Origin of the sequence: Nostoc sp. NOS(2021), from assembly GCF_017115025.1 — a bacterium.
In the GTDB taxonomy this organism is placed as follows: Bacteria; Cyanobacteriota; Cyanobacteriia; order Cyanobacteriales; family Nostocaceae; genus Nostoc.
The window spans coordinates 34,891-57,830 of record NZ_JABXKM010000114.1 but is presented as its reverse complement, the minus strand read 5'-3'; the positions used below and the strand labels follow the sequence as shown (position 1 = coordinate 57,830).

The window sequence follows — 22,940 nt, the reverse complement described above, 5'->3', positions numbered from 1 at the left end:
ATATCAATACAAAATTTAGGTTTATTGTTGAATCTTTCTACTAATATTTAGTGGATCTGAATATTTGTAACCTTCTCAAGGTAGCTATTCTTGTCAGTTTTTTCAGAAATTATGACAGAATTATGAAAAATTGAGAGTGTAAACAAATGCCCATTCCAGAAAACCCAGACAGGAAGCCCAGCCTACCTGAAGTTCACCGCAGCATTAAAATTCCTAACACTAAAAGCATCTGGCGCAAGATGCTGGCTTATGGAGGGCCAGGATATCTCGTATCTGTAGGGTATATGGACCCTGGTAACTGGGCGACTGACTTAGCTGGCGGGGCTAAATTTGGTTATGCGTTGCTAACGGTGATTATGCTTTCCAACTTGATGGCGATTTTAATGCAATCGCTGTGTGTGCGTTTGGGAGTAGCAACGGGGCGAGATTTAGCGCAGGCTTGTCGAGATCACTTCAGTCTGCGTATCAACTTCGGGTTATGGATACTTTGTGAGATAGCGATCGCCGCTTGTGACTTAGCGGAAGTTTTGGGAAGTGCGATCGCGCTGCAACTGCTTTTTGGCATTCCCCTGAGTTTGGGCGTGTGTATAACAGCCCTAGATGTATTTGTATTGTTACTGCTACAAAACAAAGGCTTTCGCTATACAGAAGCTTTGGTAATCTTGTTGGTAGCAACTGTAGGCATCTGCTTTGCAGCAGAAATCATCTTTTCGCGTCCTAATTTGGGCGGAGTTTTATTAGGATATGTTCCCAAAATAGAAATTGTCCAGAACCCAGAAATGCTCTACATTGCTATTGGCATTTTGGGGGCAACGGTGATGCCACACAACTTGTATCTGCACTCATCAATCGTGCAGACGCGGGATTGGGAATCAACATCCCAAAAGAAATGGGAGGCTATTAAGTTTAGCACAATCGATTCTACAGTTGCTTTATGTTTCGCCTTGTTTATCAACTCAGCAATTTTGATTATTGCTGCTGCCACTTTTCATTTTTCTGGTTATCAGAATGTTGCAGAAATTCAAGATGCTTATAAATTGCTCTCTCCCTTATTGGGTGTGAATGCCGCTAGCGCAATTTTTTGCGTAGCATTACTTGCTTCTGGACAAAGTTCGACCCTTACCGCCACTTTAGCAGGGCAAATTGTCATGGAAGGCTTTTTGAATCTGCGTCTGAAACCTTGGTTACGTAGGTTATTAACTAGATTAATTGCGATTATCCCAGCATTAATTTCAATTATGCTTTTGGGAGAAAAGAGTACAGGCGGCTTACTAATTTTCAGCCAAGTTATTTTGAGTTTACAGCTATCATTTGCCGTAGTGCCGTTGGTGATGTTTACAAGTAATAAACGCTTAATGGGTGAATTTGTCAATCCTTGGTGGTTGCAGATTTTATCGTGGTTAGTAGCGATTGTTATCGGCAGTTTAAATGTTTGGCTGTTATTGCAAACTATTTCAAGCTGGCTGTTTCCGAATCCTAGCTAGAATGTTTATCCATAGCCGCCACAAATACCGATCAACCGTCAGAATACTATAATCAGGGGATGCAAAAGCTTCAACAGGTAATTTTAACGGAGCGAAGTCTGACTCGCTACCGCCACGCGTCTACGCAGACTTTAACTAGGTAAGTAGATCAACTTAATTAAACATCAGACACTCAGGATATAGAAGCGCGACTTCTGGCGAATGGCGAAAAGTCACGCTTCTGGGTATTATGTTTATTTATACCCATCTAACTTGCGATCAAGATATGGAACTTTTTTGGGTAACAAGTGTCAACCTAACTATTCTTAGAGATAATTCACTTGAAGTTTGAAAGTGAATCGAATACCCTAAACTAGTAGACAATTTTCTCAAGGAATTTATGAACAAAAGAATTATCCTGAATTTGCTTTCCACTTCCTCAATTTTTGTGTCCCTGATGTCTACGCTGGCAGTATTTCATCCTGCCCATGCTAGTAGTAGTATTACTCAGCGATTAATGCACACACAAGACGGTCGTACCTGTATCACTAACCCACATGGTGGAACAGATTTTGTGTGCATTCGAGATTCAGAGAGAAAGCAACCGTATACCTCATCTGCGCGTTCCTCAACCATTGTCACATCAGTATCAGATCAGAATATTGCCATGTTGAATTTTACTGACGAGGAAAGCGATGCTGCAATTAAGTTATTTAAATGTGACTGTCCATTGTGTATAAATTCTTTGCGTCAGTTGCGCGGTACTGGAAACTTGGTGTACTAAGATTGAAGAGGGCTGATAGCGACTATAACTTCTGTTAGATACACGTGATTAATCACGTATACGAAGATATACGAAACCAAAAAAGCATTTTTAACTACGTACCACTACTATTATTTGGTCAAATCTAAATTCATTGTTGGGGGGGTTTGTAGTACTACTCCAAACCCCTCAAAATTAATGGTGACAGACTACTACTTTTAAGCGTTTTTAATTTGTTTGAATTTGGCATCAACGGGCAATTAGCTGTATCACTCAGGTTTGCCCCGCTCAGGTTTATTCAACCACTTCATTTACAGGGAATCTATCAATCAACTGCATCGCCCGATGGGCATTGCGTTGGAAAGAGTCTGGTAAATGGGGAACGTGGGGTATCTGTGATAATAAATCCAACGTCCGGCGTAAAATTCTCACCACATCGCCTTCATCCAAGGTGGTGTTCTCGCAGAGTTCTGTCCACTCCATTCCTAGCGCCCATTGTTCCACTATGGCAATTAACTCAAATTCCAACCATATAGGCAGCGCTACATTATACCGCCGTTGTAGTTGGAACATTTGGCGGCGAATTCCCCGCAATTTTGCCAAGGCTTCTGCCACTTCATTACTAAGGTCAAAGTTAACCTTGCTATCTGGACGGGGCGTTTCCATCACTAAAGCCGCTGCTGCTGCTGCTAAATGATGCGGATCTAAGTTGCCCAATTCACCACTAGCGAATACTAAACCCAGCCATAATTCATTCTCGCCCCGAATAGCGGCAGCGATTCGCCCTAATACTGTAGGCACTAAGTTATCCAAACCGCCAAAGTGTTGCAGAATTGAGATTAAATTCAGAAACTCTTCCCAATGACGTTGTGACTGTTGCTCTACTTGCCCTTGCAACTGTTCGAGTTCGGCTTCTAGTTCGACATAGCGAGCGCGGCGCTTGAAAAGCGTTGCAGCATTGCCTGATTCATGTAGGGGATGAGCTTCTAATTGTTCTTGGACGGCGGTAAGGCGACTGAGTTGTTCTGCTACTTCTGGTGCCAGATGCAAAGATTCTACCGGATCGGGAATACGCCCAGCGATCGCAAAGGTTTCTTCATTGCCACGGCGCGACTGTCCTGGTTTCAAAGGCATCTCTGGCGGTGGTAGTACATCAGGTGGCACCTCAACTCGTGGGAGTTCGGCATACAAATCGACTACATCCCCTGTGGTTGCTACATACCAGCGATTATCATGTCCTAAGCATACCAAGTAAGGAGCTTGACCAGAACCAGGCGATTTTCCTACTAACACTGCGGTTACAGGTGAAGAAACTGTGATATTTTTGCCCTTGAGACTTAACAGAGTTCCTGACACTGCAAAGTCCAACATCATCCCCAATTCTTCTTGGCGGTCTGAGAGCGCTTGCTCTTGCAGGGTTTTCAATATCTGGCGTTCCACTTTCAGGCGTTGCCGCAATTTCTCATAAACAGCCAGTTCATTTTCATCAACTGCGACGATTTGCTCATGAAGTTGAGCTAATTGTGTTTGCAGTTCAGCCATCTCATCGTATTCTGGTCTTAAATGCAAGGTAGCCATGTACTGCCCAAAACTGCGCTCTATCAGTTCCCTGGTTTGCTCTAGGGTGTGGGTTTGCAGCAAATTGAGTACCATGCCATAACTGGGCGTAAACTGGCTTACTAGAGGGTCTGGCTTGGATGTTCCCAAATACGCCGCTTCTTTGGCTCCTTCAAAGGGAGTTTGGACTGTTACCACATGACCTTGTTTATCCATCCCCCGACGGCCTGCTCGTCCCGCCATTTGGAGGAATTCGGAAGCATTCAACAGGCGGTGTCCAGTGTCAGTCCGCTTGGAAAGGGTGGAAATTACCGTTGTCCGGGCGGGCATATTAATTCCGGCTGCTAGTGTCTCAGTGGCGAATACTACTTTAATCAGCCCTTGCTGAAATAGTTCTTCTACCAGTGCTTTCCAGGCGGGCAAAATCCCGGCGTGGTGGGCAGCAATTCCCCGGTACAGGGGCGCAATTTGTCCAGAACGCCCCGCATCGGGATTGCGGGCTAAAAAGTCATCAATCTGTTCCCGTAAAATTTGGGACTCTTCACTATTTACCAGCCATAAATCACCGACTTCCGCCACCGCTTTATCACATCCCCGGCGGCTGAAGATAAAGTAAATCGCTGGTAGCATATCCCGTTGCTCTAACTGGCTCAAGGTATAAATGATGCCAGGAGCCTCTGGTCTACCACTTCTCCCCCTCTCCCTTTCTCCCCCTCTCCCCTTCTTTTTCTGAAGGCGGGGGTTAATTTTGGTTTTGCTATCATTCAGCAAGGGAAATAACCCTTTGGGATTGCAAAAGTGAAATTCCAAGGGGACTGGGCGAAAATCGGAGTAAATTAGGTCAGTTGGGCCGTGAACGCGATTTAGCCAGTCGGTGAGTTGATCGCTGTTGGCAACGGTTGCTGAAAGGGCTGCCAGTTGAACTTCACGGGGACAATAGATGATTGATTCTTCCCAAACTGTACCGCGCTGGCGATCGTTCATGTAGTGGCACTCATCAAGTATCACCGCTTCAACGTCTACTAATGAGATGCCGACTTGCCCAATGGGTGTGCCATAGAGCATATTTCGGAAAATTTCGGTGGTCATCACCAAAATCGGTGCATCCCTGTGAATGGAAGCATCTCCAGTTAACAGACCGACTTGATCAAACCCGAATTTTTCTCGAAAGTCACGTAATTTTTGATTCGACAGCGCCTTGAGGGGAGTAGTGTAAAATACACGTTTTCCTCGCGTCAGGGCGCGATAAATGGCGTATTCCCCAACTAATGTTTTGCCCGAACCTGTGGGCGCACATACGACTACGGAGCGTCCGGCGTTTAGGGACGCGATCGCTTCTTTTTGAAACTGATCCAGTTCAAAGGGAAATATAGACCCTAAGTCAAGTTCTGGAGACGGTGCAGGATAATTCACTCAATCACATTTGCAACCAGATTGTTTACTATACTAACGAGTCTTTTGTCAACTTCGTCATTAGTCATTAATCATTGGTCATTGGTCATTAGTTTTTCACCAAGGACAAAGGACAAATCACAAAGGACTCTTAATTATTTTCCCAGTTCTTGCGATCGCTCTGTGGCAGCTTTTACTGCTTCAATTAAAGCTGAACGAAATCCTGCCTGTTCTAGTTTGGCAATCCCCGCAATGGTTGTACCGCCGGGACTGGTAACACGATCTTTGAGTTCTGCTGGGTGCAGTTTGGTTGACTGCAACAGTTTCGCTGTTCCCAGTACGGTTTGCAAGGCTAGTTGATTGGCAATTGCTCTAGGTAAACCTGCGGCTACTCCGCCATCAGCAAGTGCTTCTACTAACAGCGCCACGTAAGCCGGGCCGCTACCTGATAGCCCTGTGACTGCATCCATCAGCGCTTCTGATACTTCCACGACTTCGCCCAGAGCAGAAAAAACTTGCTGTGCTATTTGGTGGTGCTTGGGGCTGGTGTATGCACCTGAACAAATCGCGGTAATTCCCGCTCCCACGGTTGCTGGGGTGTTGGGCATTGCTCTAATAACTGGCAATTGCACAAAAGCAGCTTCTAGCTGACTTAAAGGTACACCCGCCAAGATGGAAATGATCAGGGGTAAGTGTTCTCGATTAATAATATCAATATCTGCTAGTTCTTGAGCGATCGCGCTAAACACCTGTGGTTTCACTGCCAAAAAGACAACTTCTTTTGCTTGAGTGAAAACCTGGCTATTATCTGTCGTCACAACAACATCGTATTGCTGTTTTAAAAAATCTAAGCGTGAAGATAGCGGTTCGCTAACTATGACTTCTGATGATTGATAAATTCCACGCGCAATAAGGCGGGATAAGAGCGCTTCTCCCATTACCCCGCCACCAATTAAACCAAATTTTATAGTCATTGATCATTAGTCATTAGTCATTAGTCATTCGTCCTTTGTCATTTGTCACTATTTTCAACCTCGCGTGACTTCTAGTCATGCGATGGAAAGCTTCAACCATCTCCGCCTGGAGCAATCCAGGTCTTATGAGTTCTCCACAGGCGTTTAAAGCTTCCCTAGCACCGACGGCGGCTATACTAATTTTAACACGAATCCACTTCCTTTATGGGGCGCCTAACTTATGACTAGAAGTCATGAGGGTGCGGCTTGTAGAAATCAAAACCCAGAACAAATGACAAAGGACAAAGGACTAACAACTAATTTAACTTTATCGTAAATCAAAGGCTTTAAGACCCTTTCTCTCAAAGGGAGAGGCTAACGCCAACGTCTACATGTAGATTTAGTTTCAGACGGGGATTTAAACCCCGACTGAAACTCTCTTCTCTACGAGACGCTACGCGAACAATTTTGAATGCGTGAATTTTGAATTTTGAATTGTTATTGTGCCATCCGGTTAGTTTCGTTGCCCCAGGTTTGATTTGAAGAACCTGTAGGACGAGAGGGACGGGCTGGTGGTTGTGGTACTTCATGAAGAACACCACCTTGGGTGCTAACTTGGACACAGCTTGGCGTAAACAAAAAGATGCTCTCACCAATGCGCTCTTGATGTCCATCTAGTGCGTAAGTACCACCTGCAACAAAATCTACTGCTCGTTGGGCTTGATCTGGGTCCATGATTGTCAGATTTAATACTACTGACTTGCGTTCTCGCAACGCTTGAATTGCCTGGGGCATTTCTTCAAAGGTGCGTGGTTCGAGTACTAAAACTTCCGAAATTCCGTTAATTGCTCCTGGCATACCAATCACATTCCCCATTGGCTTTGAACCTGCTGCTATATCATCTCCCATTGTAGGCACTGGTTCCCGCCAGCGTCGATTTTGAGCTGCTGTGCTCTCTTGTGCTGCTGGTTGGGGATTTTCTTGCTGATACAGATTTTGGTAATTATTATCTGTTTCTGGTTCTTCTTCGTAATACTCATATTCCACTTGCTCATTTAGACCCACAAAGTCTCTGAGTTTGGAAAAGATGTTGTTCATTGTGTGTGTACTCTCCTGATGCGAATAGCCTGTATTGACTTGGCTTAGGATTGATTGAGCTAGGAGCGATGCCTACGGTAGTAAACTACGCTACATCGGTGGATACTTCAGCAAATCTATTGCTATTTGTAGCCTATACTACGGGTTTTGGCGATGAACTGACACTTATTGGAAAGGTCTGTGCATCGCCTAAACATAATAAGGAGTCAAGATTATATCCTAAGGTTTGTCCGAAGGAAAGTTCTTTATACCCCATTTTCCCTTGGCGATTACTCTTGTCAATACTATATCCTTTGTTTCCAATTGCACCATTCTGTTAGAAAATTCTTGTGATCAAATTCTCAGCTTCTATGAATACTGACCTGCAAGGTTGATAAACAATAGGCTAAGAGCGATCTTTTAAAAGTATTGGGCAAATATAATTCGCTACTACACAGGCGAAATCTCCCTCAGTGGACTCATGCTAAATCAAGGGTTTGCTAACCCACTTCGCCCTTGGCGTTCCGTACCCCTATTCTTAAGGAAGCTACGCGCACCGTAGAAGTACGGAAAGGTCGGAGATGTCTTCTGTAGACGCGACTTCTAGTCGCCCAACGAGTCATAAATTAGACTTGACAAACATCCTCTAAGAGCGATCGCCAAACAATATGGTTCCTAATCGTACCATCGTTGCGCCTGCTTGCACTGCCAGTTCGTAGTCGCCTGACATACCCATAGACAGCTGCTGCATTTTAATCTCCGACCAGTTTTGCTCCTGGATTTCTTTTGCCAGTTCACGATTGAGATTAAACACACTTAAAATTTCGGAATCATTTAATCCTGAAGGGGGAATTGTCATCAAACCTTGAATTTGTAAATTTTTGTATTGATTGAGTGTAGGTAAATCAGCCAACAGTTCTGGTACACTCCAACCAGACTTGTTAGGATCGGGGAGAATTTTCACTTGCAGGCAAACCTGGGGACTCACTCCTAGCTGTTGCGCCAATTGATCTAAACGCTGTGCCAGCTTCAAATTATCCACGGAGTGAATCCAAGGGAATTGTTCGATGGCTTTTTTGGCTTTATTGGCTTGCAAATGTCCAATAAAGTGCCAGGTAATATCCGGTAAGTCTTGCAACTCGGCTTGTTTGCTGGCGGCTTCTTGGATACGACTCTCCGCAAAATCACGAATTCCTGCGGCATAGGCAGACCGAATGGCCTGGGCAGAAACTTGCTTGCTAACAGCAATCAATCGGACTGAAGTTGGCAGTGAGGAGCGAATGGTAACAATACGTTCGGAAATCGAACTACTCATTGGAAGGTGCGTTGGAAAACACTCTGAAGCTGATCGTACTCCTGAGATTGTCCACTGCGCCGCAGGGTACGTAAGCGATTTTCCAACATCATTCTAGCCTCAGTACGTCCTAGAGACTGGAATTTAACACCTTTAACGTCATTTGCGACCAAAAAAAATAAGCGCTGGGCATAAAGCGTGGTGAACAAATCCTGGTTCTCATCAACCATACAGATTTTGTAAAGTAAACCCCAAGTTGGATGGTTTATGTAAGTTTCTGCGTTTTCTGGATTCATTTAAGAGTCAAGGTGTAGTCAAGGTGGGAGTATGTATATCTTTTCGCAGTGAATTCCAAACATTCAGACGATAATAACTTCCTTTCGCCAGAATATTTGCTTAAAATGCAAAACTGCGGTTACGAAGACCTTGATCTAGTTCCTAATGGGCAGATGAAGCTAGTGGTAGTGAAGCGCAATGGTACAACAGAAGCCGCGAAGCGTAGATTACGAGAGTAGAGGCTGGTCGATAAATATCACCATCTGCTTGGTGACTTCAATTTACCAATCTGTGAGGACAAGGCACAATATAGTCCTGATCCTCTTGTTGAAAATTCGACATGGGAAGGAAAAACACCCTTTGAAGTTCCCAACGGCAACAGCGAATTTTTCAACTTCTTTCCATACTGCCACAACTGTCGCTAAATGGCGCAAAATCGTAACTGGAGAGTGGGGAGATGAGGGAGTGAGGGAGTGAGGGAGTGAGGGAGAAGAATTAATAACCAATGCCCAATGCCCAATGCCCAATGCCCAATGCCCTATTCCCTATTCCCTAATTGATTATTCAGCATTTTCAGTGCTGCCAGTTGTGCCTGAGCTTTGTGCAGAGATTCATACCATTCTCTCTCAGGATCGCTGTCTGCGACAATTCCCGCGCCAACTTGTCCCCAGACGATGTTGAGTCTTGAGTGGGGAGATGAGAAAGAATTTACTTCCCCTGCTTCCCCTGCTTCTGGAGACGCGGGAGCTAGTAGCAGGGTGCGGATTAAGATATTTAAATCTAAATGACCACGCCAATCTAAATAGCCACAGGAACCGTAGAACAAGCTGCGCCGCACAGGTTCTAATTCTTCAATAATTTCCATGCAACGGACTTTGGGACAACCTGTGATTGTGCCACCTGGAAACGTAGCGCGAATCAAATCAATGGGAGTGCGATCGCCTTTTAAAGTACCTTTGATGTTGCTGACAAGATGCATCACATGGCTATATCGCTCAATTGTCAGCAATTCGTCAACAGTAACCGTTCCCCATTCACAAACTCGCCCTAAATCATTGCGTTCCAAATCCACTAGCATGATGTGTTCTGCACGTTCTTTGGTGTTGCTGAGTAAATCTTCTGCCTGTTGAATATCTTGTTCTAGTGTGACACCACGCGATCGCGTTCCGGCGATCGGTCTGGTTTCGGCTTGTCGATTTTGCAACAGTACCAATCGTTCCGGCGAACAACTAATCACTTCCCCCCAAGGCGTTTGCCAATAGCTGGCAAAAGGAGAAGGATTGATTTTTTGCAAGGCTTGGTAAATTTCCCAACCAGAAGCCGATGTAGACGCTTGAAATCGCAACGAAAGATTTGCCTGAAATATGTCTCCAGCTTGAATATATTTTTTCGCCTGATTTACACCTGTTTCATAATCTGCTTGCGATGTCAAAAAGAGAGGGGGGGAGGGAGATGGGGGAGACAAGGGAGAAAATTCTACCTTGTCCCCCTTGTCTCCTTGTCTCTTCTGCAATTTCTCTTGTAATTCATCGAGTCCACTTGCATGACTGGCGGCTAGCCAAAGAATTTGTTGCGCGTGATCCAAAAGGGCAAAACAATCTGGTTCGTACCAAAAAGCTACGGGAAATGGCAGGGGATCAATTTTATGACGGGATAGCTGTTCAATTTCCCATGCCACATCGTAGCCTAGCCAACCCAACCAACCGCCGGTGAAGGGCAGGCTATCGGGAACAGGGGAGGCGGGGGGAGACAAGGGAGAAAATTCTACTTCGTTCCCCTTTTCCTCCTTGTCCCCCTTGTCCCTCTCATCCCCCCCTAACCCTTGCTGTAACAACTTTTCTAGGAAGGGGAAAACCTCTCCTACTTCTGGTGTCCACATCTGTGGGATGCCATCGACTACGCGAGGAGCGCCTGCACAGATAGAATATCGGCTGAGTTGGGGATGATCGATTGGTGTTGGGTAGGGACTTTCCAGTAGGGTAGCAATTCCCGGTGTGGCGGTGGGGCAAAACAGAGCAGCAAAAACTTCCGAACCTGTGCGCTTTTCTAAGGGTAGCGATCGCCAATACCAAGCCTTGGTCATACTGTTTATAAGTGTTGTCAATAATTAGTTGACAGTTTTTAGCAGTGAGTACAAATAACTACGACTACTCTTAGCATTTTCTCGGTGCAAAATTAGACCTGAGTTCCTATAGCTAACCGTATTCCCCAGAATAAGATTAAAGTTGCAAGAGCAAGCCAGTCACGCCCTTTTAATCGTAAGTCGTGCCACTGGACTCGATGCTCATTGGGACTGGTAAAACCTCGCACCATCATTGCATTCGCCATTTGATCAGCTCGTAAAAGCAGATTTTCTAACAATCTCTCTGCGACTGTCATCCAAACCTTGAATGCTCCTTTTAATCCCAGCTTTTTCCAATTAATTGCCCTTGTCATCACGGAGCGAAATAAGTTTTGCACTTCTTCTAAAACCAGGGGAATAAAGCGTAAGGACAAGGTTAAAGTTAAAGTAATTTCTGTGACAGGCAACTTGAAGCGTCGCAGGGGTTGCATTAAGCTTTCTATGCCAGATGTGATTTCTTCTGGTGCGGTTGTCAGCAGATACAGATTAGTGCTGTAAATCACGGTAAATATAAGTGTACTCAAGCGTACTGCTAAACTCAAGGAGTAGCGAGTCACTTTGACTGGCCCTTTGTGAAATAGCACGTAGCTGTATTTTTTTTTCTCAACTACTTGCTCTTGAAGAATATTATTGGAGTTTGATGGCTGGGTTAATATTTGTTCATTAGCTGGTAGACGTGGTTGATAATCTACACCCATTCCATCAGGACTGATGGCTGCGATCGCTAAGACAAAAAACGATAGTATTAATAGCCAACCCATTTGCTGCCGCCATACTCGTCGGGGAATTCTTGCAATCAAGGTGACAAAAATCAATGCTACCACTAACAGTACCCGCCAAAAGTTGTTGGCCAAAACATAGCTTGTTAAAAAGCTCATCAACCAGGCGAACTTGACTCGCGGATCGATTTTATGCAGCCAAGTTTGGGGTTGTTCTAAATAAAGTCCAAGTGGCAGCGATCGCAATAAATCCATTATTTTAGAGTTATAAGTTAGGAGTTAGCAGTTTTGACTTTAACTCATAACTCCTGTACAGACGCGATTAATCGCGTCTCTAACTTATTTTGACGCGAGTTGCTCTATTAACGTTACCACTTTCGGCATCACGGACTTTTTTGCTCCGCCACAGTAAAATAATTGGCGTGCCTTTAAATCCTAGCTGTTGCCGGAATTGGCGTTCAATGTAGCGGCGGTAGTTGTCGTTGAAGCGTTTGGAATCATTGACAAATAGAGCGATCGTTGGTGGTTGGCTACTTACTTGTGTACCATAATAAATCTTGCCCTGACGCCCACCACGGGATGCTGGCGGTGAATGCCAACTCACAGCGTCTGTTAAGACTTCGTTAATTACTGATGTGCTGACACGGCGTTTGTGTGATTCAGCCGCCGTTTTCACCAATTCTAGAATCTTTTCTACCCGTTGTCCTGACAAGGCACTGACAAAAATTGTTTCTGCCCATTCGGTAAAATGTAACCGTGATTGCAGAGTTTTTTCGTAGTCGTAGATTGTATAGGAGTCTTTTTCGACGACATCCCACTTATTAACGACGATGATGCAAGCTCGACCTTCCTCGATAATCCGCCCAGCTAATTTTTGGTCTTGCTCAGTGACTCCATCTACAGCATCTAGTACTAATAAAACCACGTCAGCGCGGCGAATCGCTTTGAAAGCGCGGTTAATACTAAAGAATTCCGTGCCGTATTCTATGTGTTTCTTTTTGCGAATGCCGGCGGTGTCAATCAAGCGGTAGGTTTGTCCGTCTCGCTCAATGATGGTATCAATAGCATCGCGGGTTGTGCCAGAAATTGGGCTGACAATTGCCCTCTCTTCCCCGACAAAAGAATTGAGTAAACTCGATTTGCCCACATTCGGACGTCCCAGAATTGCTACTTTGATTTCATTAGTTTCTGGGATGTCTTCAACATTGGGGATGTGATTAATTAACTCGTCGAGTAATTCTCCTGTCCCACTACCATGAATCGCGGAAATGGCATAAGGTTCGCCCAATCCCAGTTCCCAAAATTCGGCAGCTTGCATTAAGCCTTGTTCTGGGGATTCACATTTATTTACAGTTAGTAGCACAGGTACGGGTTGTTGGCGCAACCATTCGGCGATTTCTAAATCTGCTGATGTGGGGCCTGTTTGACCATCTACTACAAAAATAGCGGCACACGCTTCTGCAAGCGCGATCATTGCCTGTTGGCGAATCAGTGGTAAAAATTCGGTATCATCATTAAAGACTAAACCACCGGTGTCTACCACTAAAAATTCGCGACCATTCCAGAAAGCTGGCATGTAAGTCCGATCGCGTGTCACTCCCGGTTCATCATGGACAATCGCCGTTTGTTCCCCGGCGAGTCGATTAACCAGGGTGGATTTGCCCACATTTGGGCGTCCGATAATTGCAACAATTGGCAGTGCCATAAAACCAGGGTAAGTGAGAGACGTAGTATATCACGTACTTACATTTTACTCACTTTAAACTTGAAGTTTTAATAATTTCCCAATTATCTGAAGCGATTTCTACAACGGGCTGTATGGCGATCGCCAGACTTTGAAAAATAAAAAAGGTAGGAAATCCTACCTTTTACCCAAAAAAAGCATTTTGTAACCAAATACCAATTTAAATATCACACAAGCTTTTGACGTGTCTATTGCAAAACTATGACGAGTGTATGACGTTTAATTTGTAATTGATTTCGCTATGACTCCCAGTTGCAACCCAGGCGGATAGCTACCTTCTTCTTTGATCCGCTTAATTTCTGCATCCGTTATTCGCAAATTTAACTTTTGTGCCAACGATCGCACAATATCTCCCCGATCAATTACACCAGCTACAGCGCCAGCCGGAGAAAGTACGGTAATTCGAGGTAACTGCTCATTTTCCAGCTTGTTAATTACCTCAGCTATCGATGTTGCTTCAGTAACAGTGGGTATTTCTGTCAGCGGATGCACAATGCTGTGTAAGGTTTGGGTTTCCCATTCACTCCTTTCGGTTAAACGAAAATCGTCAATGGAAACTAGACCCCGGTAACGTCCATCAGAAGCAGCAAAATAAACCTGTGAGGGAGCGGTTTCCAACAGGTATAAATCGGCAAAGGAGCGCAATGTCTGGTCAGCATCAATTACGCGAAAGTCACGGGTCATCGCATCAGCCGCCGCTACCTTGAGTAGACTTTCTTGCAATGTAGTCATGCTGTCATAACTGTTGGCGTTGCGGACAGCAAACCAACCTAACAGCGCCATCCACAAACCAACGACTAACTCTCTAGTCAAAAAATCTACAACAAATCCTAAAGCGATCGCACCATAACCCAAAATTTGCCCCGCCTTTGCAGCCCAGTGTACGGCTTGAAAACGATTACCTGTTATTTGCCATAGTGCTGCTTTTAACACTTGCCCTCCATCTAGAGGTAAGCCGGGAATCATGTTAAATAGAGCCACCACCAAGTTAATTCTCGCCAAATCTCCGACCATTATACTGAGTGGACTAGTATCAGGTATCACAATAGATCCCAGCCGGAGCAGCAAAAATAGTCCGATACTCACCAAAGGCCCAGCGATCGCTACTTGAAAGGCTTTGAAAGGAGTTTTAGATTCTTCTTCAATAGCAGCAATCCCGCCAAACATAAATAGGGTAATTGAATTAACTCTAATGCCTTGCGATCGGGCTGCCAAGCTATGACCCAACTCATGTAACAACACCGAACTAAATAGTAGCAGTGCCATAACTATTCCAGCACTCCAAGCTATAACAGTCCCCCATTCCTGATAAGCTACCCCAAAGTTGAGAGTTGCTAACCCTAAAATCACAAACCACAACGGGTCTAAAAACAGAGGAATTCCAAATAAAGACCCAATTTTCCAATTTGTTTGCATTATATTGTCCTAAAACTAGATATCGCCAGTAGTTCCTATACTGCAATATTTGCGTATATACTTATACATATAATTTTGAGCATCAATTCGCTAGTCACAAGTTACGAAATGGTCTTATAAAGAAAAGGGCTGAAAACGTCTGACAATTAATGCCTGTGAGCAAAACTCTGGAGTGGGGCATTGGGGAGCCAGCGCGGTCTTCTCCCATGAGTGACTGGCGTCGGGCAATGTCCGACTTGTCCCTTGCGCGTCTCCCAAGGGGAGAAGCAACTAGCGTCATTGGGCATTGGGCATGGGGCATAAGTTATTTCTTCCCTACTCCCCCTGCCCAAAATCGTTTTTAGGAGTTTTGTATTGATCGTGGCGTTACAAGTAACGCCTCTGTCATCGCAAAACTACAGACGACCGATGTTAGTCAGTCCTAAAACGATGCCAACGCCAATAATGTGACCAAAAGCCATCGCTGCGACGAATGTTGGAATACTGATCGGCAGGATCGGGAACTTGGGGCCAACAAGGGGTTTTTCAATCTTAGTACTTAGCAAAAGCACTACTAAGCTGCTGACGCTGATAATTATCCCTACTGTCGGATTCCACACAGGTGTTGGGGGAACAGATGCAGCTGCTGCTAGTAAAATAGATGAAATCAAGCTTTTGTCTCCTAAATGGAAAAGTTAATGTAGACCTACAAGATTATAAAATTACAAGGCCCAAAAGTTTTTTAGATAGTTTAGACTTTTTTGATGATTATTTTAAATTTGTCAGATTTTCATGCGCGTTAAGATTTGCGGCATCACTCAACCACAGCAGTCTATAGCGATCGCCTCTCTGGGCGCAACGGCACTAGGATTTATTTGTGTGCCAACCTCACCTCGCTACGTAACTACATCTCAAATTCGGTCAGCAGTGGCAGAACTCGCGGCAAATATTGACACAATTGGTGTTTTTGCCAACGCTAGCATCCCCGAAATCAGTCAGATAGTTGTTGATTCTGGGTTGACTGGTGTCCAGTTACACGGAGATGAATCACCAGATTTTTGCTACCAGTTACGTCAAGCTTTACCCAATGTCGAAATTATTAAAGCACTGAGAATTCGCAGTCTTGAGCATCTTGACACAGCGATTGATTACATTAAATACATAGATACTTTACTACTTGATGCCTACCATCCCCAACAACTTGGTGGTACAGGCAAAACCTTAGATTGGACAATCTTAGAGCAATTTAACCCCAATTGCCCTTGGTTTTTGGCTGGAGGACTAACAGCCGATAATATTGTGGAAGCCTTGAGTCAGATAAATCCTAGCGGCATTGATTTATCTAGTGGTGTGGAACGCGCACCTGGAGATAAGGATTTAGATAAAGTAGCACTTCTATTTCAGAGCCTAAAAAACATTGATTTACGATAAAAAAACATCCAAAATTTTCTTGTGGGATGGGTGTCCGCACTTCGTGCCGCTACGCGAACACCCATCCTATATTCAGGGCGGGCAGGACTTCGGCATGAGCGCTACTTCTCTACGAGAGGCTGCGCCAACGACAAAGCTCAGTACAAGTCAGTCGAACGCTGCCCACCCCACAAGATAGATAATTTATAGCAGGGGACTGGGGACTCTTTACTGGGGACTGGGTTGAAAGTCTGTTTGTATATAGGTTTTATCATCAGTTAATGTCCTAACCTTCTTGTCCGTTGCTATATTTCTTGGAAGTCCCTAACTCTTAACTCCTAACTCCTAACTCTTAACTCCTAACTCAGCACTTAAAAAAATGCTGCTTGGTGGCGAATCAAGTTAAAAAATTCTTCGCGGGTTTTATGATCCTCTTGGAACACACCAACCATTGCGCTAGTGACAGTCCAAGAACCTGGTTTCTGCACACCCCGCATGACCATGCACATATGGCTAGCTTCCATCACTACTGCAACACCTTGAGGTTCCAGAATGGTCTGAATCGCTTCGGCAATTTGGCGGGTTAACCTCTCCTGCACTTGCAAGCGACGGGAATACATCTCAACAATCCGGGCTAGCTTACTCAGTCCCACAACTTTTTGGTTGGGGATATAAGCAACGTGTGCTCTACCCATAAATGGCAGCATATGGTGTTCGCACAGACTAAAGAAATTAATATCTCTAACTAGTACCATCTCGCTATGCCCTTCATCAAAGATGGCATCGTTAACGAGTTCTTCAAGGGATTGGTTGTAGCCACTGGTAAGAAACCTCATTGCCTCGGCCACTCGCTTGGGTGTTTTGAGGAGTCCTTCACGTTCGGGATCTTCGCCAACTCCCAATATTAGTGTCCGCACGGCGTCCTTCATTTCCTCCATCTGTTCCTCTTTTGGCGAGAACAAATCCGCTTGTCGCCCGTTATGAGTATTGCGATCGGGTCTGGGAGTTATGGCTTCTGCCAAGTCGGGAATCAGAGGTGATTGAGAGCAATTGGAACCGTTGGAACTACCGATAGTCATGATTCAGTCTTGGTTATGGTTTGAATTTAGTTATGAGTTATGAGTTATGAGTTATGAGTTATGAGTTATGAGTTAAAAAATTCGGCGTTGCCCAATTGCAGTATGAATCCAGATGTTTAGACGGGATATATAGTGTCTCAACAAGGATCTTGATATCAAACAAAATCATGTTCATACTTTTATTCAGCAACACCAAAAACTCTAACTCCTAACTCCTAACTTTTAATTCCTAACTCCTAACTTCGCAATTAGAGTGCGCCAGCACTGGGCATCAGGGTCAATTCATCAATAACTGCCTGTTGTGGTAACAGAACTGTGTAAAGAATTGACTGAGCCACAATTTCCGGGGTTAACATCTTGGAACGGTCTAAGTTGGCATGGACTGTCTCTGTGTCCCAAAGTTCGGTATTGACTGCGCCCGGACAGATAGCTGTGACACGAATGCCGTGGGTGCGTTCTTCTTGTGCCAGGGTTTGAGAGAGGGCAATCAAACCAGCTTTGCTGACGCTGTATGCTCCCCAACCGGGAAACGGTTGCTTGGCGGCAATTGAGGCGACGTTGATAATTGTGCCTGTGCCCCGATCGCGCATTGAAGGTAAAATCCCCACAATGCACTGAAACACGCCAGTCAGATTCAAGTCAATTACCTGCTGCCAGTCCTCTAGGGGAGTTTCGCTCAAAGTAGCTGTATAAGCAAGGCCCGCATTGTTTACCAGAATGTTTATATCACCAAAGTCAAGGGCGATCGCTTCGATCTTTTCTTTTACTTCGGAGATCCGCGCTAAATCTACAGCGTAAGCTTTCGCTTCCACCCCAGTATGCTCGACTGCTTCTCTTACCGCCTCCAACTTATCCAAAGAACGGCTGACTAAGGCGACATCTATTCCCGCTTTCGCAAAGGCTAAAGCCGTTGCTTTCCCAATTCCACTACTTGCCCCAGTAATCAGGGCGCGTCGTTTTTGCTCAACACTCATGGTGTCTCCCAATTTTTTGGCACTTCCCAAAGCCTATTACCATCCAATTATTCACACTTCTCGGTTTGGATATATTAAAGGAATTTAAAAATATGATGATTTTCATTAAGCAAATGCTATGATTCAGTGCAATAGTCGGCATATTGTGGGTTTTACCAGTGAAGACAACAAATCATCCCCTGGAAAATCACGCCGGAGACTCAAATTAGATTACTTAATACTACAAAAGCTACTCAATCAAATTGAGTAGATTTGCCAAACATGCAAATGCCTATGGCTAGATTGTTAAAAATCTTTAAGCACATAGGCAATTATAGCATTGCGGCTCGGCTAATCAATCATTATGCAGTGCCGTTAGTGGGCAACTTCTGTAAAAACACCAATTTTGCGGAATTTTTCATAGCGCAGTTGCCGGCGTTCTGGAGCGGTTAAACGATTGAGTTCATCCAAATTTTCTAGCAGCACTTGCTTGAGAGTGGTAGCGGCTTTTAAAGGATCGGAATGAGCGCCACCAGTGGGTTCAGGCAGTATTTGGTCGATGATTCCCAACTTTTTCAGGTCGTGGGAAATAATTTTCAGAGCAACTGCGGCTTGGGGAGCCTTAGCAGCATCTTTCCACAAAATGGCGGCGCAGGCTTCGGGAGTGGCGACGGTATAAACGGAGTGTTCAAACATGAGTAGGCGATCGCCTACGCCAATACCGAGTGCGCCACCGGAACCACCTTCACCAATGACTGTGCAGATAATTGGCACATCTAAGCAGAACATTTCTCGCAAGTTGTAGGCGATCGCTTCTCCTTGACCTTGGTGTTCTGCTTCTACCCCAGACCAAGCCCCCGGTGTGTCGATAAAAGTTAGTATCGGCATACTAAACTTGTTAGCGTGTTCCATCAACCGCATCGCCTTGCGGTAGCCGCCAGGGTAAGGCATTCCAAAGTTACGGGCAATATTGTCTTTGGTATCACGACCTTTTTGATGACCCAACATCACCACAGGTTGCCCACTCAGACGACCGACACCACCAACTAAAGCCGGATCGTCACCACCACAGCGATCGCCATGCAATTCCATCCATTCATCACTAATAGCCTGAATGTAATCGAGGGTACTGGGGCGACGCGGGTGACGAGCGACTTGCAATCGCTGGGACGGGGATAGACTAGTGAAAATTTCCTCACGTAGTTGCATGGCGCGTGCTTCTAGTTGACGAATTTGACCAGAAACATCGACACCATTTTCTTCTGCAAGTTGCCGAATTTGATCAATTCGGGTTGCGAGTTCTGCTAGGGGTTTTTCAAAATCTAACAGTAGCGGTTTACGCTCGGTAGTTGCCATCGTAGGGGTTATGAATTACGAGTTATAAGTTATCTATCCTTTGTCCTTTGTCCTTTGTCCTTTGTCCTTTGTCCTTTGTCCTTAGTCATTTGTTATTTGCAAATGACTAATGACTAATGACCAATGACTAATGACCAATGACTAATGACCAATGACTAATGACTAAACCAGCAGCGGTCTAAATCCATGTTTTACTGATACCCGACCAATCTGCTCCATTTTGTCTACGGTAATCTGATTGCGTCCCCACGAAAAGTTCGTGTATAACTTCTCAAATTCCAACAGCATTGCTTCGGCAAAACAAGCAAACAACTGGCGGGCTGGCACGTCCATATTGACGATTTTCATAATTTTCCAGTCAATATCCAGGGAATGCTCTACAATTCCACCATTTAACACGTATACACCAGGATGCTGAATTTTCGTCGCTAAGTTTTTAGGATAACCACCATCAATCAACAAACAGGGTTGTTTCAAAGTGGTGGGGTCAATTTCCACGCCTTTGGGCATACTGGCAACCCAAACTACAACATCAGCTAGGGGCAGTGCTTCTGTCAAACCCATGATTTTTCCTCGCCCCAGTTCGCCTTGCAACTCTTTAAGACGTTCTTGGTCACGGGCTATCAACAAAAGTTCTTTGACATCTGTTCTTGCATCTAGCCAGCGTGTAACTGCACTACCAATATCGCCAGTTGCCCCACATATTGCAACAGTCGCGTTTGATAGATCAATTCCCAGTTGTTTTGACGCTTCTTCCACCTGCTTACAAATAATGTAGGCAGTATGCGTGTTTCCTGTGGTGAAGCGTTCAAACTCTAGTTTGATGTTGCGGACTTGGCTAAACTGCTCTAACTTAAAGTTTTCAAAAATAATCGAGGAAAATCCGCCTAAAGCTGTGATGTTAATGCCGTGCTTCTGTGCATGGGCCATGGCGTTGAGGACTTTGCGCGTTGCAGCTTTGATGCGACGACTCGCTAGCATCTCCGGCAAAAAGCAAGATTCTACATACCTTCCTTCAATTTTTTGCCCAGTGATACTGGTGACAATAATGGTATCGACAATTTGCGGCGGGGCGCTGCACCAAAAGTCTAGCCCTTGATCGGCATATTCTGGGTATCCCAATTCTTGAGCTACCGATTGAGCGTGTTCTAAACTAGTCAGATGTCCAATTAGACCAAACATGTAGTGATTATTAAGCTTATGCTGTCTTGAGCGCGTGGAATTTAGTAGAGTTGGGAGTTAGGAGCAAAGCAGGAGACGCTCCGCCTCCGGTTAGGAGTACGACTGATAATTTCTCACTGATCATTCCTCACTCCTAACTTTTTTAAGCGCCTATGAGTCCGTAGGCTGACAAGCGCATAATATCGCGAGTCGTAAAACCTATGTTACTTAATGCTTCACCGTATTGAATCATAAAATCTTCTACTAAAGCATCTTTTTCCATTGCCATTGTGTGGGCATCACCCTCTACTTGGTTGAGCATTTTCCAGACGATGGGTAGGTTATGGCGATTTGCTTGCTCTAGTTCCGCTTTGGATTCTGTAAAGTGTTCTTTCAACCAAACTTCTCCAAAGTTGAGGTGGCTATATTCTTCTTTTACAACTCCCTCAGTGATTTTGCGGGCAAAATCGTCGGCGACGGGGATATAAATGTTATATGCTGCGATCGCAAAACATTCAATAATTAAAGACTGAATCAACAAACAAGTGACGACGTTGCCGGATGCCGCAGCTGTTTGAAAATTTTGGTGTAGTCCAGAGAAAAACTCCTTGGCAAATTGCAAATCTGGGGTAACATGCAAATTGCGTCCACAAGCTTCAAATCCTTTCTTATGGCGGCTTTCCATCTTGGATAGGCGAATCAAGTCATCATGAGATTCTGGCAGCAGTTGGGCTAGTGTGATGTAATTTTCATGGGCTTCTTGTTCCCCTTCAATCACGATCGCATTAATCCGGCTATAAGCATCTTTGTATGTTTCGCTCTTGAAATCTAATTCTTTAAATTGGTCTGTAAGCTGCTGCATGGTTATGTTTACTCCTGTAAATCTGAATTATTTGACACCAGGACTCAATTTACCCTACGAACTGAGAGTAACAATCACTGTGGTTTAATTTAACTTAACAAGTAGACTATTTTTTAGATTAATTGTTGCTGGGGGCAATGCTCTAGTACTAGCGAAATAAATGCTTTGCATCTCAAGTTATGTCCAAACCGAACCCGAATCTGAAATCTGGCGATTTTTTCAGCCTAGTAGTGTTACTGCTAGGGGCATTGATCGTTCTACTACCACTGTTTGTGGTCTTTCTCACCTCCTTTGCACCAACCGCCGCCAGCCCAGAAAATTTGTCCAAAAATAACTGGTCTTTAGCAAATTACCGCGTTGCGTGGCAACAGGGAAAATTTTTGCTGGCGTTTGCTAATTCTACCTTGGTAGCGATCGCTGTGACGGCGTTTCAGATTGTCACTTCTGCTTTGGCGGGTTACGCCCTCGCCCGGCTGAAGTTTCGGGGACGCCAAGCACTGCTATTAGTCGTTTTAGCAACTTTGGTGATTCCCTTTCAGTTATTGGTGATTCCCATCTTTTTGGTTTTGAAGTGGGGACACCTGATAAATACCTATGGGGCGCTGATTTTACCTACTGCTGTCAACGGCTTTGGGATTTTCTTATTACGTCAGTATTTCCAGACAATTCCCGTAGAGTTAGAGGAAGCTGCCGCCATCGATGGGGCGAACCGACTGCAAATTTTGTGGCGGGTGATGTTACCTTTAGCCCGTCCGGCGTTGGTGACGCTGTTTTTGTTCACCTTCATCGGCGAATGGAATGATTTATTTAAGCCTCTGGTATTTACGACACGACCGGAATTAAGGACGGTGCAGCTGGCGTTGGCAGAGTTTCAAGAGCAATTTACGAATAATTGGCCCTTGATGATGGCAGCCGTGACGATCGCGACAGTTCCAGTGATGGTATTATTTCTCATCGGTCAGCGTCAGTTTATTCAGGGTATTGCCAGCACGGGGATTAAGAATTAGCAACCGATAGTGGGCAGTATAAATGACGTTAACACCAGCGGAAGTTATGAAAAAGGCAATGTTTGTCGCAAAACGGACGATTTTAAATTTTAAACCTTACTCAATAAGTATTTTTGACTTTTTACTTTTGCCTGATTGTACTAGTTAGCAGTCAACTAATCAAAGTTTAAAATCATGGTGTATCCCTTGCCCCTCAACTGGCAGCCCTCTTGGCTGTAACTGCTAAATAATTTAGTCTTCGGACTGTAAAGAGTTTATTTTCCATCATCCTCAACAATACCGACATAGAAACATAGGCAAAGTTGTACGCTCTTATAGATCAATACGCTTGGGTTAAAGCTTGATCCTCCCTAACCC

21 protein-coding genes are annotated in these 22,940 nt (G+C 44.6%); 6 read left to right on the top strand and 15 right to left on the bottom strand.

The genetic code is table 11. The annotated features are described in order from the left end of the window. The first annotated feature begins 146 nt into the window (after positions 1-146). Together HWQ41_RS14375 and HWQ41_RS14370 are read left to right on the top strand one after the other, a co-directional pair. Positions 147-1,484, top strand: coding sequence for an Nramp family divalent metal transporter (locus tag HWQ41_RS14375; protein WP_292763694.1), 1,338 nt, complete (start codon positions 147-149; stop codon positions 1,482-1,484). A gap of 379 nt (positions 1,485-1,863) precedes the next feature. Further along, positions 1,864-2,247 carry a hypothetical protein gene (locus tag HWQ41_RS14370; RefSeq protein ID WP_292763691.1) on the top strand — a complete coding sequence of 128 codons (384 nt, stop codon included), beginning with the start codon at positions 1,864-1,866 and terminating at the stop codon, positions 2,245-2,247. A gap of 273 nt (positions 2,248-2,520) precedes the next feature. Here the strand turns inward: HWQ41_RS14370 and HWQ41_RS14365 are convergent, their stop codons facing one another. The 5 genes from HWQ41_RS14365 to pipX form a co-directional block, all read right to left on the bottom strand. Beyond that, the gene (locus HWQ41_RS14365) at positions 2,521-5,196 is read right to left on the bottom strand and encodes an RNA helicase (RefSeq protein ID WP_292763689.1); all 2,676 of its coding nucleotides are present in this window, start codon (positions 5,194-5,196) and stop codon (positions 2,521-2,523) included. Positions 5,197-5,330: 134 nt separating this feature from the next. Continuing rightward, entirely contained in the window at positions 5,331-6,149 is an 819-nt protein-coding gene (proC, locus tag HWQ41_RS14360) for a pyrroline-5-carboxylate reductase (protein WP_292763688.1), read from the bottom strand. A gap of 477 nt (positions 6,150-6,626) precedes the next feature. Next, complete coding sequence (locus HWQ41_RS14355; RefSeq protein WP_292763685.1) at positions 6,627-7,226, bottom strand: cell division protein SepF; 600 nt, start codon at positions 7,224-7,226, stop codon at positions 6,627-6,629. A 625-nt stretch (positions 7,227-7,851) separates the two neighbouring features. Continuing rightward, on the bottom strand, positions 7,852-8,520 hold the full coding sequence (locus HWQ41_RS14350; protein WP_292763683.1) for a YggS family pyridoxal phosphate-dependent enzyme: 669 nt from the start codon (positions 8,518-8,520) through the stop codon (positions 7,852-7,854). Continuing rightward, positions 8,517-8,795: a transcriptional coactivator PipX gene (gene pipX, locus HWQ41_RS14345; RefSeq protein ID WP_109010971.1), complete on the bottom strand. Its 279-nt coding sequence runs from the start codon at positions 8,793-8,795 to the stop codon at positions 8,517-8,519. Before pipX ends, HWQ41_RS14350 begins: the two co-directional genes overlap by 4 nt. A gap of 48 nt (positions 8,796-8,843) precedes the next feature. Here pipX and HWQ41_RS14340 point away from each other — a divergent pair, with 48 nt between their 5' ends. After that, a complete protein-coding gene (locus HWQ41_RS14340; protein WP_292763677.1) occupies positions 8,844-9,014 on the top strand; it encodes a hypothetical protein in 171 nt (56 codons plus the stop codon). A 299-nt stretch (positions 9,015-9,313) separates the two neighbouring features. On the opposite strand, the gene HWQ41_RS14335 is transcribed toward HWQ41_RS14340, so the two are convergent. The 4 genes from HWQ41_RS14335 to HWQ41_RS14320 form a co-directional block, all read right to left on the bottom strand. After that, positions 9,314-10,858, bottom strand: a complete 1,545-nt coding sequence (locus HWQ41_RS14335; RefSeq protein WP_292763674.1) for an anthranilate synthase component I — start codon at positions 10,856-10,858, stop codon at positions 9,314-9,316. A gap of 92 nt (positions 10,859-10,950) precedes the next feature. Continuing rightward, entirely contained in the window at positions 10,951-11,871 is a 921-nt protein-coding gene (locus tag HWQ41_RS14330) for an energy-coupling factor transporter transmembrane protein EcfT (RefSeq protein WP_292763671.1), read from the bottom strand. 79 nt (positions 11,872-11,950) lie between these two features. Further along, positions 11,951-13,321 (bottom strand): ribosome biogenesis GTPase Der, encoded by a 1,371-nt coding sequence (gene der, locus HWQ41_RS14325; protein WP_292763668.1) that lies wholly within the window; start codon positions 13,319-13,321, stop codon positions 11,951-11,953. Positions 13,322-13,579: 258 nt separating this feature from the next. Further along, on the bottom strand, positions 13,580-14,776 hold the full coding sequence (locus HWQ41_RS14320) for a site-2 protease family protein (protein WP_292763666.1): 1,197 nt from the start codon (positions 14,774-14,776) through the stop codon (positions 13,580-13,582). Between the two features lie 149 nt (positions 14,777-14,925). On the opposite strand from HWQ41_RS14320, the gene HWQ41_RS14315 reads away from it, so the two are divergent. Then, positions 14,926-15,120, top strand: a complete 195-nt coding sequence (locus HWQ41_RS14315) for a hypothetical protein (RefSeq protein ID WP_292763664.1) — start codon at positions 14,926-14,928, stop codon at positions 15,118-15,120. A gap of 51 nt (positions 15,121-15,171) precedes the next feature. Here HWQ41_RS14315 and psaK read toward each other — a convergent pair whose 3' ends face one another. Beyond that, positions 15,172-15,426 (bottom strand): photosystem I reaction center subunit PsaK, encoded by a 255-nt coding sequence (gene psaK, locus HWQ41_RS14310; protein WP_292763662.1) that lies wholly within the window; start codon positions 15,424-15,426, stop codon positions 15,172-15,174. Positions 15,427-15,547: 121 nt separating this feature from the next. Here psaK and HWQ41_RS14305 point away from each other — a divergent pair, with 121 nt between their 5' ends. Then, positions 15,548-16,186 (top strand): phosphoribosylanthranilate isomerase, encoded by a 639-nt coding sequence (locus tag HWQ41_RS14305; protein WP_292763660.1) that lies wholly within the window; start codon positions 15,548-15,550, stop codon positions 16,184-16,186. Between the two features lie 350 nt (positions 16,187-16,536). Here HWQ41_RS14305 and folE read toward each other — a convergent pair whose 3' ends face one another. From folE to HWQ41_RS14280, 5 genes are all read right to left on the bottom strand, one after another. Then, positions 16,537-17,244 carry a GTP cyclohydrolase I FolE gene (folE, locus tag HWQ41_RS14300; RefSeq protein ID WP_292763657.1) on the bottom strand — a complete coding sequence of 236 codons (708 nt, stop codon included), beginning with the start codon at positions 17,242-17,244 and terminating at the stop codon, positions 16,537-16,539. Positions 17,245-17,492: 248 nt separating this feature from the next. Next, positions 17,493-18,218, bottom strand: a complete 726-nt coding sequence (locus tag HWQ41_RS14295) for an SDR family oxidoreductase (RefSeq protein ID WP_292763654.1) — start codon at positions 18,216-18,218, stop codon at positions 17,493-17,495. A 354-nt stretch (positions 18,219-18,572) separates the two neighbouring features. After that, complete coding sequence (locus tag HWQ41_RS14290; protein WP_292763652.1) at positions 18,573-19,553, bottom strand: acetyl-CoA carboxylase carboxyltransferase subunit alpha; 981 nt, start codon at positions 19,551-19,553, stop codon at positions 18,573-18,575. 162 nt (positions 19,554-19,715) lie between these two features. Beyond that, entirely contained in the window at positions 19,716-20,735 is a 1,020-nt protein-coding gene (locus HWQ41_RS14285; protein ID WP_292763649.1) for a long-chain acyl-[acyl-carrier-protein] reductase, read from the bottom strand. A gap of 142 nt (positions 20,736-20,877) precedes the next feature. After that, positions 20,878-21,576 carry an aldehyde oxygenase (deformylating) gene (locus tag HWQ41_RS14280; RefSeq protein ID WP_292763646.1) on the bottom strand — a complete coding sequence of 233 codons (699 nt, stop codon included), beginning with the start codon at positions 21,574-21,576 and terminating at the stop codon, positions 20,878-20,880. A gap of 179 nt (positions 21,577-21,755) precedes the next feature. Here HWQ41_RS14280 and HWQ41_RS14275 point away from each other — a divergent pair, with 179 nt between their 5' ends. Continuing rightward, positions 21,756-22,583, top strand: coding sequence for a carbohydrate ABC transporter permease (locus HWQ41_RS14275; protein WP_292763644.1), 828 nt, complete (start codon positions 21,756-21,758; stop codon positions 22,581-22,583). Positions 22,584-22,940 lie beyond the last annotated feature (357 nt).